Source organism: Gordonia sp. GN26 (assembly GCF_054823965.1).
This window is the reverse complement of record NZ_JSYC01000076.1, coordinates 1-14,553: the sequence shown is the minus strand read 5'-3', so window position 1 is coordinate 14,553 and position 14,553 is coordinate 1. Positions and strand designations below refer to the sequence as shown.

The 14,553-nt window shown below is 67.9% G+C and carries 13 protein-coding genes; 4 read left to right on the top strand and 9 right to left on the bottom strand.

The features are described 5' to 3' along the window. The first annotated feature begins 8 nt into the window (after positions 1-8). Positions 9-809: an SDR family oxidoreductase gene (locus tag OK17_RS16025; RefSeq protein ID WP_232718454.1), complete on the top strand. Its 801-nt coding sequence runs from the start codon at positions 9-11 to the stop codon at positions 807-809. A gap of 6 nt (positions 810-815) precedes the next feature. Here the strand turns inward: OK17_RS16025 and OK17_RS16020 are convergent, their stop codons facing one another. Next, positions 816-1,775 carry a phosphotriesterase family protein gene (locus OK17_RS16020; RefSeq protein ID WP_461418043.1) on the bottom strand — a complete coding sequence of 320 codons (960 nt, stop codon included), beginning with the start codon at positions 1,773-1,775 and terminating at the stop codon, positions 816-818. A gap of 179 nt (positions 1,776-1,954) precedes the next feature. Between OK17_RS16020 and OK17_RS16015 the strand changes: the two genes are divergently transcribed. Continuing rightward, complete coding sequence (locus tag OK17_RS16015) at positions 1,955-2,497, top strand: dihydrofolate reductase family protein (protein WP_461418042.1); 543 nt, start codon at positions 1,955-1,957, stop codon at positions 2,495-2,497. 3 nt (positions 2,498-2,500) lie between these two features. On the opposite strand, the gene OK17_RS16010 is transcribed toward OK17_RS16015, so the two are convergent. From OK17_RS16010 to OK17_RS15980, 7 genes are all read right to left on the bottom strand, one after another. Beyond that, a complete protein-coding gene (locus OK17_RS16010; protein ID WP_461418041.1) occupies positions 2,501-3,778 on the bottom strand; it encodes a TY-Chap domain-containing protein in 1,278 nt (425 codons plus the stop codon). 95 nt (positions 3,779-3,873) lie between these two features. After that, positions 3,874-4,668: a hypothetical protein gene (locus OK17_RS16005; protein WP_232718457.1), complete on the bottom strand. Its 795-nt coding sequence runs from the start codon at positions 4,666-4,668 to the stop codon at positions 3,874-3,876. 154 nt (positions 4,669-4,822) lie between these two features. After that, entirely contained in the window at positions 4,823-5,998 is a 1,176-nt protein-coding gene (locus OK17_RS16000; protein WP_461418040.1) for a TY-Chap domain-containing protein, read from the bottom strand. A 303-nt stretch (positions 5,999-6,301) separates the two neighbouring features. Beyond that, positions 6,302-7,969: a DUF6777 domain-containing protein gene (locus tag OK17_RS15995; protein WP_461418039.1), complete on the bottom strand. Its 1,668-nt coding sequence runs from the start codon at positions 7,967-7,969 to the stop codon at positions 6,302-6,304. 218 nt (positions 7,970-8,187) lie between these two features. Next, positions 8,188-9,717, bottom strand: a complete 1,530-nt coding sequence (locus tag OK17_RS15990) for a flavin-containing monooxygenase (RefSeq protein ID WP_461418038.1) — start codon at positions 9,715-9,717, stop codon at positions 8,188-8,190. Positions 9,718-9,892: 175 nt separating this feature from the next. Beyond that, positions 9,893-10,552: a fasciclin domain-containing protein gene (locus tag OK17_RS15985; protein ID WP_461418037.1), complete on the bottom strand. Its 660-nt coding sequence runs from the start codon at positions 10,550-10,552 to the stop codon at positions 9,893-9,895. 275 nt (positions 10,553-10,827) lie between these two features. Next, complete coding sequence (locus tag OK17_RS15980) at positions 10,828-11,487, bottom strand: fasciclin domain-containing protein (RefSeq protein ID WP_461418036.1); 660 nt, start codon at positions 11,485-11,487, stop codon at positions 10,828-10,830. 152 nt (positions 11,488-11,639) lie between these two features. Between OK17_RS15980 and OK17_RS15975 the strand changes: the two genes are divergently transcribed. Continuing rightward, entirely contained in the window at positions 11,640-13,184 is a 1,545-nt protein-coding gene (locus OK17_RS15975) for a molybdopterin-dependent oxidoreductase (protein ID WP_461418035.1), read from the top strand. A 1-nt stretch (position 13,185) separates the two neighbouring features. Here OK17_RS15975 and OK17_RS15970 read toward each other — a convergent pair whose 3' ends face one another. Then, positions 13,186-13,785, bottom strand: a complete 600-nt coding sequence (locus OK17_RS15970; RefSeq protein ID WP_461418034.1) for a DinB family protein — start codon at positions 13,783-13,785, stop codon at positions 13,186-13,188. Between the two features lie 116 nt (positions 13,786-13,901). Between OK17_RS15970 and OK17_RS15965 the strand changes: the two genes are divergently transcribed. Further along, on the top strand, positions 13,902-14,540 hold the full coding sequence (locus OK17_RS15965) for a pyridoxamine 5'-phosphate oxidase family protein (RefSeq protein ID WP_461418033.1): 639 nt from the start codon (positions 13,902-13,904) through the stop codon (positions 14,538-14,540). Positions 14,541-14,553 lie beyond the last annotated feature (13 nt).

Genomic DNA, 14,553 nt, shown 5'->3' with positions numbered 1-14,553 from the left:
GAGATCCCATGGACGTCGCAGGCAAGGTTGCAATCGTCACCGGCGGCGGAGGCGGGATCGGTGGTGCGCTCGCGCACGCTCTGGTGGAGGCGGGTGCGAAGGTCGTGGTCACCGACCTCGACGCTGCGTCGGCGAACAGCGTTGCCGACGACCTCGGCGAGTCCGCGGTCGCACTCGCCGGCGACGCCTCGAGCGACGAGCACATCGATGCGGCGGTCCGCCTGGCCGAGTCCACCTTCGGGCCCGTGGACATGTACTTCGCGAACGCGGGCATCGGCCGCGGCGGCGGCCTCGACACCGACGAGGCGATGTGGGATCTGGCGTTCGACGTCAACCTGCGCAGCCACATCCGGGCGGCGCGTCGACTCGTGCCCGAGTGGGTCGAGCGGGGCAGCGGTTACTTCGTCAGCACGGCGTCGGCCGCGGGCCTGCTCACCCAGATCGGCAACGCACCGTACTCGGTCACCAAGCACGCGGCGGTCGGCTTCTCCGAGTGGCTCAACATCACCCACGGCGACGACGGTGTGCGCGTCAGCTGCCTGTGCCCGATGGGTGTCGACACCAAGCTGCTGCGACCCGAAGACGATTCGGCGACCACGGACCAGAAGCTGATGCAGAAGGCCGTCGAGACCGCCGGTGAGGTCCTGACCCCGGGTGCGGTGGCCGCGATCGTGCTGGAAGCCGTTGCCGACGAACGGTTCCTGATCCTCCCGCACGCCGAGGTGCTGGACATGTACCGGCAGAAGGGCGCCGACTACGACCGCTGGCTGCGCGGGATGCGCCGCTACCAGCGCTCGCTACGGCGCTAGCAGCGACTACTCGAAGTACCGACGCGGGACGTCGACGAGCATCGTCGTGATGTCCGCGTCGCCGACCCCGCGTTCACGCAGCGCAGGCAGGACGTCCTCGCTGATGTGGCGGTAGTTCCACTTGGGCACCGCCTGCTTCTTCGCCTCCTGGTCGAACCAGTCGATGAAGCACGACGCGTCGTGGGCCAGGGCCATGCGGTCGGCGTAGCCGCGCTTGCACAGTTCGACGACCGTGTTCACCCGCTCCTCGAACGGCAGCAGCAGATCGAGACCGAAGCGGTCCATGCCCAGAATCGATCCGGCGTCGGCGATCTGCATCAGATAGTCGAGGTCGACGCTGTCACCGGAGTGGCCGATGACCACCTTGGTGAGGTCGGCGCCTTCCTCGGCCAGCACCTTCTGCGCCACCAGCCCTGACTGGGTGTGCGGGTTGGTGTGCACGGTGATGGGCGCACCGGTCTGCGCACTGGTCTGTCCGACTGCCCGCATCACCCGTTCGACGCCCGGTGTCAGTCCCTCGGCCTCGATGGCGCACTTGAGGAATGCGGCGCGGACGCCGGTGTCGGCGATGCCCTCAGTGAGGTCCTTGGTGAACAGGTCCACCAGCGGTTCGGGGACGTCGAACAACATCCCGGGGCCGGAGTAGTGGAACTGGAACGGAATGTCGTTGTAGGTGTAGAGCCCCGTCGCGACGACGATGTTGAGGTCGATCTGTTCGGCGATCCGCTGGATGCGCGGGATGTACCGGCCGAGTCCGAGGACCGTGGGGTCGAGGATCGTGTCGATCCCGAGCTCCTTCAGCTCGGACAGGTCGCGGACCGCTTCGGCGACCTTCGCGTCCTCGTCCCAGTCGTCCTGGTAGTTCTGCCGGAACTCTTCTCCGACGATGAAGACATGTTCGTGCACAAGCACTTTGCCGAGATCGGCGGAATCGATCGGACCTGCTGCGGTGTGGACGGTGGCCACGCGAACCTCCTCCGGGGCCGCCTCGTTGCGGCCCGCTGCGCCGAACCCTAATCGACCCTCCTCCGGCGCGGGGTGGTTTCGCCGGCCGCCGCCGGCCGCCGCCGGCCACCGATGAGTTCCGGTGGGACCGCGGGTCTGACATCGTGACAACAGCCAGACCGCGAGCACAGGAGCAACCCATGGGAAAGATCCATGTCCACGAATTCGTCACCCTCGACGGCAGTTACGAGAACCCCGCCTTCACGATGCCGCACGGGTTCACCGACCGGATGGGTGAGGTGCTGGGCGGTATCACCGGGTCGTGTGATGGCATCCTGTTGGGTCGCAGAACGTTCGAGATGTTCGGGCCGGCCTGGTCGGAACGGACCGTCGACGACGACCCGGGTGCGCCGTTCTTCAACGACACCACCAAGTACGTGGTCTCCTCGACGCTCCACGAGGCGAAGGGCTGGCAGAACTCCGAGGTCATCGGCGGTTACGACCCCGAAAGGCTCCGCGAACTCAGGAACTCCCACGATCTGTACGTCAGCGGCAGCGGCACGCTGGTCCGAGCCCTGCTGCGGGACAAGCTGATCGACGAACTGCACCTGCTGGTCTATCCGGTGGTCCTCGGTTCCGGCGCACGCCTCTTCGACGGCCTCGTCGACCTGCCGCTCACCCTGGTGGAGACGGAGTCGTTCGACAACGGCGTGGTTCACCTGTCCTACGCGTCGACCGACTGAGCGTCAGGTCAGCTCCATGGCGCTGAGGAGCAGCTGCGCCACCTCGGCGTAGGCGCGGTGCTCTGCCTCGCAGAAGGCGATCTCGTCCTCGCCGAGCTCCGCCTTGCGAGCCGAGGCGAGATTGTCCATCCACTCACGCATCTCGGCCGCGCAGATGTCGAAGAACTCGTGCACGCGTTCGGGATCGCGGCGGCAGGCGATCAGAACGGTGGTCGGCGACAGCGTGTTGTCCGGCTTCTGGCTGAGGCGCAGCAGTGCCATCAGAACCCCGGGGAGACGCTCGCCGCGGCACCGGTGCGTGGACGTCTTGTCACCGTCGAGCCGGGCGATCATCTCGGCGCGGGCGGTGGCGGCGAACTGGTCCCAGCGACGCAACGCGGCGTCGAGGTTGGCGGGACTGAACACCGCCACGTCGAGGCGGCGCTGCGCGTAGACCAGGCCGTTGCGGACCACGACCGCGATCTCCGGCCAGCGCGGGGAGAACTCGTTGATCAGCATCCCCAGGACCGACGGCGGCGGTACCGCGGAACTGAGGATCGTCACGATCTCCAGCGCGCGGGCATCGCGCGTGGGCCGCAGCAATGACGTACCCGACGATCGCAGGAAGATGGCCTTGCGTGGACTGATCACCACCGGCCGGCCGGCCGCGGCCATCGCCGCGCGGACCAGTTCGACGAGATGATCTTTGGACTGCGGCACGACGCCGCTCTCGGCCGGGGCGTCGAGCGGATGTGCCAGCGAGGCGAAGCGGATGGTGTCGGCGTTGGTTGTCTCGGGGTCGAGCGCGTGGGTCCCGAACTCGCGGCCGTGTCCGTCGGTCCCGGGTGCGTCGTCGGTGTTCTCCACGTCGGCTGACCCCGAGGCCAGATGGTGCCGTGCGTACGACGGGTCGCCGATGCTGACGAACGACGGGTGGATGACTCCCCACACCTCGCGCAGCGCTCGCACGGCGGCGCGGGCGAGGTCACCGAAACGGTCGTCGGCCACCTCGTAACAGAAGGCGCTGCGGCCCTCCAGGCGGCACCAGCCGCGGTCGACGATGTAGGTGGCCTGCCGCATCCACCGGTCTTTGTCGGTCCACGTCAGGTCTCCCGCGGAGATGGTGCAGCGCAACCGGTCCTCGTCGGCGACGGCGAACGTCATCCGCCTGCGCCAGCCACCGGCCGCGGCCTCCACGATCGCCAGCGACTGTCCGGGAACGAGCTGCGGCACGCGGCCCGCGAGGGTGTCGGTGAAGTCCCGCCATGCCGCCTCGACGACGGCATCGAAATCGGGGGACATTCGCACTCCTTAGGGCTGGGGTCCTCGTGCTGGCGGCCGCCGGCGAACCTGCGGAACACGAATATTACGACGCCTTCCTGACACCCGGGTGAGATCTAGAGCGGAGTCGAATGCCGGGTGGTCTCACCGAAGCTCGTGTGCCAGGGAAGTCGGTGGTCGATGTAGTCCGCACACGTCAGCGGGGAGTGGGATGGTGAGCCGCCGGTCAGCGACTCCCACATCACCGAGTTGACGATCCGGACGGCCGCCGAACCCATGCGGGTCGGATGCCAGGTGTCGGCGGACTCCAGCGGGCCGATGACCCGAGGCGCCGCGGTCCGCGGCTGTGCGCGTGCCTGTTCGGCCCGCGAGATGTCGCAGAGGACGCAGGTGCTCGCAGAGGTGTGGCGGCGGCGTCGTGCCCAGGCCTCGGCCCGCATCGGTATGACCGTCAGCTGCACCAGAATCCCGCCCGGGTCCGGTCTCGCACCGGTGTGAATCGACGGGGCGACGAACTGCCGGTGATCACCCGAGAGCGTTCGGTACGAGGCCAGGGTCTGCTGCGTCGGCACCTCGAGGTAGTCGTCGGCGGCGAAGTCGGGCGTCCCGGTGAACGGCTCCCCGCTGATCGCGTTGATCCCGTCCACGCCGACCATCACCAGGAACGGGTGCTGATGCGGAGAGGAGAAGTCGATCCAGGTCGCTTCCGATTGCCACATCGGGATCACGGCGTCGGCGTCTCCGGTCGGTGAGCCGTGCGCGAGCCGCAACGTGGTGTCGGCGGTCAGCCCGGTGCGGTCGCGAAGATCGATGGCGCGCAGGGTCCTCGGGAAGACGACATGCAGGCGGGCGTCGGGTCCCAGTTCGGGGAAGGCGAACGTCAGCGTGCTGCGGTCGGTGGTGAGGGTCATGCAGTGCTCCGATGGGATGCCGTGCGGGGCCGCCCGCAGGAGACCCACTACCGATATAGCGCACGGACCACCACTGCGCTCGTGTACGGGACCGTAATCCTCCGGGTGGACTACCGGAAGAACACCAGGTGTACGAGTCGTGTCCGGTTCGCGGCTACTTGGCCGTCGGACGACGGTCGGGCACGTCGTCGTCGGAGAGCACGACCACCCGGAGCGCGGCGCGCAGATTGTGGGTCGTGGCCCGCCAGGCGTCGGCCTCGTGCCGGCATGCGTCGGCCTCGGTCGAGTCCGCGGATGCGACCGCCTCGGCCGCCGAACGCCGCCAGGTGAGGTACTGCTCCTCGCAGGTGTAGATGAACGAGAGGATGTCGGCCTGGTTGTAGCGGCAGATCTTGGCGACCTCGTGGGCGGACAGCGACCGACCGTCGGGGTCGAGTTCCAGCAGGGTCTGCAGCGCATCCGGAAGGCGCTCGTCGGTCTCCGGCCGGGTCGGCGCCGCAGTCTGCGTGATCTGCTCGATGACGTTCGGTGCGCAGTCGGCGAGGAAGCTGAACCACTCGGCGAGCGCGGAGCTCAGGTTGTGGGGGTGGAAGACCGCGCACTCGACGGTCAGGGTTGCGAAGACCTCGTCCTGCAGGAGATGGACACGCACCGCCGAACCCATCGTCGGCTGGGCCGCCACGATGTCGGCAGCGCGCCTGCGATCGGGGATGTCGCCGGCCAGGCGGGCGAAGAACTCGAGCCGGGGGGCGTCGGACCGCGGGCTCAGCCACGACGACACGGGCTTGGTCGGCAAGGCGATGTCGCCGTCGGCGTCGGTCTGGATCCGGCACCCGGTCAGGTCCTCGAGCGAGCCGACGAGCAGCGCCCGGAGGTGGTCGTCGTCGAAGGGCTGGACCGCGACCTCGATCTGCGGTTCGGCGCGCGCGGCCGGGGTGTGGTCGAGGAAGGCCGGGTGCACGACCTCCCAGACCCGACGCAGCGTGGCCACCGTGGTGTGGGCGAGTTCGTCGACGCGTCGGCGGCCCACCTCGTAGATGTGGGTGCCGTTGCGCAGCCGACGCCAGCCGAGGTCGGCGAGCATCTCGAGATGCTCGAGGAAGTACTCCTCGGTGGGGTGCAGATCGGTGTCGTCGATGGTGCAGCGCAGACGGTTCGACCCGGTGAGGGTGAATCGCAGTTTGCCGTGCGGGCCTTCGGGGATCAGGGGGTCCTGCTGGATGGTGAGCGTCGAGCCGGGGGTGAGGTTGGCCAGACGGTCGCCGACGTGCAACTGGAATGTGCGCCAGGCGTCATCGATGTTCGAGTCCACGGTGAAGTCGGGCGTCATGTCGACTTCCTTTCTCGTGCGCTGAGATCGAGAGTGCCCAGTGCAAGGGTGTGAAGCGTGCTTTCGGGTGGCTGCGGTGTCGGTTCGTCAACGGACAGCCCGGATGAGCCGGCTCAGACATGAACGACCGCGAACCCGTCTCGGGGTTCAGGTTAGGTGACCGGGGCGACATTGTTGGTCGGTTGATCAGACCTATTGCTGAACGATTGCTCGAACCGTACCCCGCTCTGGGACACCCGGCTGATCACGCAGACGGATTTCCCAGGACCGGAAGCATAGTACCAGGTCAGAGGCGGAACCTTGTCATGCGGCCGGTGACGAGTAGGGCACCTCCGCCGGCGACTCGGGCGCCTGGGAGGGCTCCTCGGGTGGCGGGACGTACTCGGTGGTCGGCTCTGTGGTGGTGGGTGTCTCGGTGTGGGTCTCCTCCGGCGGCGGCGCCTCGTACGTCTCGGTCGACGTCTCCGCCGGTGGTGCCGACCGGGGGATCTCCGGCTGCGCGACGGTCCAGGAGGCGGACCGGACCACGACGGCCCGGGACGACAGCGCCAGCGTCCAGACGCCCGTCGCGTCGGTCGCACCGAGAACAGCGGCCCGCTGCAGCGCTGCGGCACTCACCGATCGCGGCACGCCGTCGCTGCAGGTCAGGGCAATGGTGCCAGAGGTCGCGCCGGCCGGGGCCGAGCAGCTGACGGCCAGGCCCGCGTCGTCGAAGACGAAGCTGCCGATCAGGTCACCGGCACCGCTGAAGGAGGTCGGGACGGATGCTGTCTCCGGTGGGCTCGGTACGGCGGGGTTCTCGGACGCGGGGTTCTCGGCTGAACCGGGGGCCGGCACCTCCGCCGAACCCGGGACGCCCGAGCCCGGCTCTTCCGCGGGCGAGTCGGCAGGTGAGTCGGAGGCGGGTGCGCCGACCGGCAGCCCGTTGTCCTCGGCGGCACGTTCCTCGACGGCCGGGGCGGCGACCGGGTTGCCGGCCTCGAGCAGACCGTTGCGTTCGGCGTCGTCGTCGGTGGCCGCCGTGAAGGGGGTGTTCAGTGATGCCGGTGTGGGCAGCAGTTCGGAGAGTGGTGGCAGACCCGACAGGTCGAGGATTCCCCCCAGCGTCTGCGGGATGATCTCGCCGGTGAGGAAGTTCAGCAGCTGCAGGACCGACCCGCCGTTGGCGTTCGCGACGGGCGTCGGCGCTCCCGGGACGATCGTCGTCGTGCGGTTCACCGCGGTGACGTTCTGGTTGTTGTAGGCGATGCGGGTCACCTCTCGGGTCTGGTAGCCGGGCCACGGCTGCCCTTCGAGCCGATAACCGCCGAGCGGTGCCGCGGCAGGCGGCGCCAGCGGGTTCCCGCAGGAGCACATCGCGCGCGGGACTCCGGCGGCGTCGACGTAGACCGAGGTGCCGCGCTGCAGCACCGACTGGAACGGCTCCGCCCGGCCCGTCGTGAACGTGTGGTTCGTGACCCAGGTGTCTGCGGTGAGGACCACGGGGGTGAGGGTGTTGAGATAGTGCGGGATGGCGGCCGTGCTGATCCCGAAGACGCTCGCCCAAGCGGCGGCCGTCGCCGGATCGGCCATCAGGCGGTTGCTCAGTGCCGCGGTGTCGCAGGCCATGGTGTCGCCGGTCGCGTACAGGCCGGCCTCGGTCCCGTTGACCGCCCGGCCGCCCATGTCCGGTGCCCCGGCACTCGCCGTGAGGGCGACGTTCGCGGGCAGGTTCCCCGCCCCGGCGACGAGGACCGGATCGGTGAACGGGTCGATGCCGGGATCGTTGACCGCGGTGAGCGTGAGACCGGGTACGTAGATGTCCCCTTTGCGGGCCTTCACCACGAAGACGATCCCCGCCGCGAGCACGAGGGCCAGGACGACGACGATCGCGCCGAGGACGAGGGTGAGTGCCTGCCGGTTGCGGGGCCGAGGAGGGATCGCACCGAAGGGCGTCGAGGGATGGGTCGGGGGACCGGGCGGGTAGGTCATCGGGGCGAACTCCTCGTGCCGACGCGCCGGCCACACCGGCGCGGTCGTGGCGGGCAGAGGCGCTCGCCGAGTTCGAGTATCAGCGCCCCATCAGACGCCCGGCAAGGCCTGACCAGCACAGATCGGACATCTGCCGCCAAATCTCGACCGTTTGGACCACACCGCGTAACGCGGCCGCCGACGGTCCCGACACAACCGTTCGGGCCAGGGAGCCGTCCTCAGATCCGACCGAACACCATCGAGTCGTCGATCTTGCTGATGCGGTGATCAAGCGCGTCCCGGTAGTAGTTGTGGCGCACCTTCCAGTGCCCGTGGGTGCCCGACTTCGGCAGCGCATCGGGCGACCGTTCGACGTACCCGGCCTTGAGATCCCACAGCGGTTGCGCCGTCATCGGTTCGGACCCGAGATGCGGATAGGCGTGCGTGTAACCGTTCTCGCGCATGTACTTCACGAGGGTCGCGACGGATCGCGCGGTCATGTCGGCGCGCAGCGTCCACGACGCGTTCGTGTAACCCACCGACCAGGCGAGGTTGGGGACGTCCTCGAGCAGGTGGCTCTTGAAGACGAACCGGTCGTGCGGTTTCACCTCGTCACCGTCGATGCGCAGCCGGGTCCCGCCGAATCCGAGCAGCTGCAGGCCTGTCGCGGTGACGATGATGTCGGCGTCCAGATGCCTCCCCGACGTCAGGCGCACCCCGGTCTCGTCGAAGCGGTCGATGTGGTCGGTGACCATCTCGATCGATCCCTCGGTGATGCCGTGGAACAGGTCGGCGTCGGGGACCATGCACATACGCTGATCCCACGGGTTGTACGTCGGGTTGAAGTGGACGTCGACGGGATAGTCGTCGGGCAGGTTCGCGGCGACGTTCGCGCGGATCAACTTGCGCCCGAGCTTCGGGAAGCGGTGGGTGAGGTGCACGATCGCCGCGGTCTGCGTCGCATAGCGGAGGCGGATCGCCCGATGGGCGGCGGCCGGCGGCAGCAACTTCTTGAGGGCGGGTGCCAGGTAGGCCTTCTGCTTCGACGAGAAGATGTACGACGGCGAGCGCTGCAGCATCGTCACGTGTGCGGCGTCGTCGGCGATGTTGGGGATGAGGCTCACGGCGGTCGCGCCGCTGCCGATGACGACGACGCGCTTGCCGCGGTAGTCGAGGTCCTCCGGCCAGTGCTGGGGGTGGATGATCTGCCCGGTGAAGTCGTCGGCGCCGGCGAAACGCGGCGTGTAGGGCTGGTCGTAGTCGTAGTAACCGGTCGCGAAGAGCAGGAACCGGCAGCGGTAGGTCTCGGTGCGCTTGTTCGCACCGTCGCCGACCTCGACGCCCAGCGTCCAGGTGTCGGTCGAGGAATCCCAGTCCGCGGTCAGGACGTGCCGTTCGAAGCGGATCTGCTCGGCGATGCCGTACTTGTGCGCGGTGTGTTCGATGTACTTCCGGATGTCTTCGCCCTCGGCCAGTGCACCCGGCTTGCGCCACGGCTCGAACGGATAGCTCAGCGAGAAGATGTCGCTGTCCGAGCGGACACCGGGATACCGGAACAGATCCCAGGTGCCGCCCATCCGGGGGCGGCGTTCGAGGATCAGATAGTCGGCATCTGGGTTCTGCTCGCGCAGGCGATAGGCGCAGTCGATACCGGACAGGCCGGCTCCGATGATGATGACGTCCCGTAGCGGGGACTCCGTTGTCGACGACGAGCTGGGCTCGGGATCAGTGGCTGAACGGACGGCGTCGGTGGCGTCGATCTCGGTCACATGGACCTCCTCCGTGGGATGCCTGGGTGGTGTCATCATGCAACACTTGGCAGCGCCTGTGAACGGAATCACGCGACTGGGGTCGGCCACCGGGCCGGAGGCTTACGCACCGAAACGCAGATGTCGCGCAACGTGGTGGAGCACAGCACGTTACGCGACATCTGCGTGAATGTTCCTAGGAGGCCGGCGGGGTCAGCACGGCGTCGATCAGGTACACCTGGGCGTTCGAGGTGGTGACGCCACCGCAGACGATGCCGGCGTCGTTGACCTTGAGGCTGTCGCCCTCGCCACTGACGGTGAGCTTCTTGCCCTCGAGGGTGGTGTGCTCGCCGAGAGCCTTGTCGGGGGTCGCCTGGCCCTCGACGACGTGGTAGGTCAGGATGCTGGTCAGCAGGTCCTTGTCGGTCTTGAGCTGCTCGACGGTCTCCGGCGGCAGCTTGGCGAACGCATCGTCGGTCGGGGCGAAGACGGTGTACTCACCGTTGTTCAGCGTCTCGACGAGGTTGACGTCGGGGTTCAGCTGGCCGGACAGCGCGGCGGTGAGCGTGGTGAGTTCGGGGTTGTTCGACGCGGCGGTGGCGACCGGGACAGTTGCCATGCCGGCGATGGACGCGGGGCCCGAGGGGTTGGCCTCGGCGTAAGCGGCACAGCCGGGGCCGACGAGGTTCGCGGCCGGATCGGCGGCGGCGCTCGCACTCATCGAGCTCATACCGGTTGCTGCGCTGGTGGTTTCGTTGGACGAATCGGAATCGTCGCTCGAACAGCCGGCGATCACACCGACGGCGAGGACCAGTCCGGTCACCGCTCCTGCGATACGGGGAACACGCTTGATCATCGTTGATCCAATCTCTCTGACAACGTTTCGGCTGCTGCGAACAGCAGCCTCACAAGCGCATTCGACACCGTGTGACATTCGGATGGGTCAGATGTGCCCGTTTGTTCCGGCGCCAGGGAGACCCGGCTGGCGCGGGATGGCCGAGTACTGAACGCGCTCATGCCGATTCCCTGGACGAGGGGTGTCCTCATCCAGGGAACCGGCATGTTTCTCGCTCGTGAGTTACGGGTTCAGCGATGCGTAACCCGTTGTCCGCGAGCCGTTGTGATCAAGAATCACTCGGCGGCAGGCGGCGTCAGGACCGCGTCGATCATATAGACCTGCGCGTTGGCGGTGGAGACGCCACCACAGGCAACGCTCGCCTCGTTGACCTTGAGCATGTCCGGCGATCCGGTCACGGTCACGGTCTGACCCTCCAGGGTCTTGTGCTCACCGACGATCTTGTCCGGCGTCGCCTGACCCGAAACCACGTGGTAGGTAAGGATCTTGGTCAACAGATCCGAGTCGGTCTTGAGCTGCTCGACGGTTTCGGCCGGCAGCTTGGCGAAGGCCGCGTCGGTGGGGGCGAAGACGGTGTACTCACCGCTGTTGAGCGTATCGACCAGGTTCACATCCGGATTCAACTGGCCGGACAGCGCCTGCGTCAGTGTCTTCAGCTCGGGGTTGTTCGACGCCGCGGTGGCGACCGGGTCCATGGCCATCCCGGAAACCGAGCCCGCGCCAGAGGGATTCGCCGATGCGTAGTCCGAACAACCGGGGCCGACCGGCCCGCTCGCGGCGTCGGCGGACTCGCTGTTCATCGACGACATGGCGGTGGTAGTGGAAGTGCTGCTGCCCGAATCGGAGTCGTCGCTGGAACATCCGGCGATGACGCCGACGGTCAACACCAGCCCGGACGCCGCGACCACGAGGCGCTGAATTCGTTTGATGGCCATGGCCCATCCAATCTAGTAGGTCGTGGTCCGACCATCCGGCCGAACTCATGACGTCATTCGCGGCTCGAGTGGTCGCGGATGGGTCCGATTCCGGATCAATCCAATCCGGGCGCTGTCGACGCGCGAACTCCCCTCGACAGAAACGGAGTTCAATGGTGCGAGTCTTTCAAGAGTCGTCGGTGCGGGCAGCGGTGTCCGGTGTCGTCGCGGTGGCAAGCGGCCTGGCGGTCGGCGAACTCGTCGCGGTCGGTATCGCGCAGTTCGCGTCCCCGTATCGCGCGGTCGCGGCGTTCCTCGTCGACCATGCGCCGGCCTTCGCCCGCGAGTTCGCGATAGACCGCTTCGGAACCGCGGACAAGCCTGCGCTGCTGGCAGGTATGGCGCTGGTGATCCTGTTGATCGCCGTGACTGCGGGAGTGTTGCAGGTCAAGCGCCCTCCCGCCGGGGTTCTGATCGTCGTGGCCTTCGCGGCCGTCGGTGTGATTGCGGCGTTGACCCGCCCGACGATGGAGGCGTCCTACGTCGTTCCGCCGGTTGTCGCGGGGCTGGTGGCCGCCGGTGTGCTGGTAGTGCTGGGGCGCGGGAGTGCCGTCGGAGACGAGTCCGAAGAGGAAGCGTCCCGCTCAGGGGGGTGGTCCCGCCGCCAGTTCGTCGGTGCCGTCGGGGTCGTCGTCGTGACAGGTGCGGTGTGCGCCGGCCTGGCCCGCCGCGCCGCGGACACCGGTGGCGCTCTCGCCGAACGCATGGGGCTTCGGTTGCCGCGCACGACCTCTGCGAGCAGGCCGGTCCCGATGGGTACCGAGCTGCGGATCGACGGTGCGACACCGTTCATCACCGGCAATCGCGAGTTCTACCGGATCGACACCGCGCTCCAGGTCCCGCAGCTGACCACGGGAGACTGGCGGTTGCGGATTCATGGGATGGTGGACCGCGAGATGACGCTGCGGTGGGACGACCTGCAGTCGATGCCCGCGATCGAGCGGATCATCACGCTCTCCTGCGTGTCCAACGAGGTGGGTGGCGACCTCGCCGGGAACGCACGCTGGCTCGGTTACTCGATGCGCGACATCCTCGCCGAGGTCGGGGTACACGCCGACGCAGACATGTTGCTGGCCACCAGCGTCGACGGATGGACGTCGGGAAGTCCGCTCGAGGCGATCCGGGACGGCCGCGATGCCCTGCTCGCCGTCGGCATGAACGGCGAACCGTTGCCCCTCGAGCACGGATATCCGGTGCGACAGGTGATCCCCGGTCTCTACGGTTACGTGTCGGCGTGCAAGTGGGTCGTCGACTGGGAGATCACCCGCTTCGATCGAGCGGAGGCCTACTGGACCCAGCGGGGCTGGGGCGTGCGGGGACCGATCAAGACGGCGTCGCGGATCGATCGGCCGGCACCGCTGTCGACGACGTCCGCGGGACCGGTGGTCGTCGCGGGGACCGCGTGGGCTCAGCATCGGGGTATCGGTTCGGTGGAGGTCCGCGTCGACGACGGACCGTGGAACCAGGCCGACCTCGCCACCGAGTACTCAACCGACACCTGGCGGCAGTGGACATGGACCTGGGACGCCACGCCCGGCCGACACACGCTGTACTGCCGCGCGACCGACGCCACCGGCGCGACGCAACCGGAGGAGCGGGTGCCGCCCATTCCGGAGGGTGCCACCGGTTGGCACAGTCGCGTGGTGACCATCGAGTGAGTTACTGCATCCATTCCGCGTCGGCCCAGTCCTGCCCTTCGGAGATGGCGCCCATGGTGGTCTGGCCGTCGAGTGCCTCACGGATGATGTCGGCGTGGCCGCAGTGGTGGGAGGTCTCGCGGAGCAGATGCAGGAGCATCGTGCGGATCGTCGACCACTCGCGTTCGGGCGCCCACGGCGCGGTGGGCTGGGGGATGAGTTCGTCCAGGCTTTCCGCGTCGGCGATGACGCGGTCGAGCGCTGCCGCGTTGCGGTCGTAGGCCTCGAGCCAGCCGGCAAGGGTCTCGCCCTCGGTCAGCTCGTATTCCGTTGTCGCCCGGCCCATGTCGAATTCGGCGTGCTCGTCTCGCTCGGTGATGACCTTTGCGGCGTTCTCCTCCCCGTTGGCGAGGTGCTTGATGAGGGCGCCGATCGTCAGCGTGCTCACGGTGGTCTGCTTGCGGGCCTGCTCGTCGGAGAGGTTGCGGGCGGTGACCTTGAGCATGTTGCGCTGGTCCTGCAGAAGGGTGAGGAGTTCATGCTTCTCGCCGGTGACGTCGACGCTGAGTTCGGGGGTGGTGTAGGTGCTCACGGTGTTCTCCGGTTCGTCGTTGATGATCATTCGTGCTGGTGAAAATCACGTTACGAACCATTGCGGACAGCTTCGGTCCTCGTTGCACAGGGATATGGCGGCTATATCGGTTGAGCCGGCGGCGACCGTGCCCGACGATGGGCGCCATGACATCTCCGCTCGACGCGCTCACCCGGAAGCCCGCCCGTGCCACCGACCGCGCCGCACTCGACGAACTCCTCGACGAGGCGAAGGTCGGCACGCTGAGCACGGTCGTCGACGGACTGCCGTGGTCGGTACCGATGCTCTTCGCCCGCGACGGCGATGCAATCCTGCTGCACGGATCGACCGGCGCCGGGGCGCTGCGGCATGTCGCGGCCGGTGCGCCCGTCACGTTCACCGTGTTCGTGATGGACGGGCTCGTCATCGCCGACACCCTCTTCGACCACTCCGCCAACTACCGGTCGGCGGTGGTGCGGGGTGCCCTCGAGCCGGTCGACGACGCGAAGTCGGCGCTGGAGGTGTTGTCGGACAAGCTCATTCCGGGTCGCGTCACCGAGGTGCGGGAGACCACCCGCAAAGAACTCGCCGCGACCGTGGCCCTACGGTTGCCGATCGTCGACGGTCAGTGGATCGCGAAGGCGCGCACCGGCGGTCCGGGTATCGAGTCGGAGGAGTGGACCGGCGTCGTACCGATGAGAACGGTCTACGACGAGCCGGTCACGTATTCCGGTGAGACGCCGCCGGATTCGGTGCGGGCTCTGGCTGAACCGCCGGCGGGGGGCGCGAGTCTGTTGGCCGAGTAGCGCCGACCGAGCG

Coding starts and splice junctions, on each gene's coding strand:
- OK17_RS16025 (WP_232718454.1), top strand. CDS start 9: ATGGACGTCGCAGGCAAGGTTGCAATCGTCACCGGCGGCGGAGGCGGG.
- OK17_RS16015 (WP_461418042.1), top strand. CDS start 1,955: ATGGGAAAGATCCATGTCCACGAATTCGTCACCCTCGACGGCAGTTAC.
- OK17_RS16010 (WP_461418041.1), bottom strand. CDS start 3,778: ATGTCCCCCGATTTCGATGCCGTCGTCGAGGCGGCATGGCGGGACTTC.
- OK17_RS16005 (WP_232718457.1), bottom strand. CDS start 4,668: ATGACCCTCACCACCGACCGCAGCACGCTGACGTTCGCCTTCCCCGAA.
- OK17_RS16000 (WP_461418040.1), bottom strand. CDS start 5,998: ATGACGCCCGACTTCACCGTGGACTCGAACATCGATGACGCCTGGCGC.
- OK17_RS15995 (WP_461418039.1), bottom strand. CDS start 7,969: ATGACCTACCCGCCCGGTCCCCCGACCCATCCCTCGACGCCCTTCGGT.
- OK17_RS15985 (WP_461418037.1), bottom strand. CDS start 10,552: ATGATCAAGCGTGTTCCCCGTATCGCAGGAGCGGTGACCGGACTGGTC.
- OK17_RS15980 (WP_461418036.1), bottom strand. CDS start 11,487: ATGGCCATCAAACGAATTCAGCGCCTCGTGGTCGCGGCGTCCGGGCTG.
- OK17_RS15975 (WP_461418035.1), top strand. CDS start 11,640: ATGGTGCGAGTCTTTCAAGAGTCGTCGGTGCGGGCAGCGGTGTCCGGT.
- OK17_RS15970 (WP_461418034.1), bottom strand. CDS start 13,785: ATGATCATCAACGACGAACCGGAGAACACCGTGAGCACCTACACCACC.
- OK17_RS15965 (WP_461418033.1), top strand. CDS start 13,902: ATGACATCTCCGCTCGACGCGCTCACCCGGAAGCCCGCCCGTGCCACC.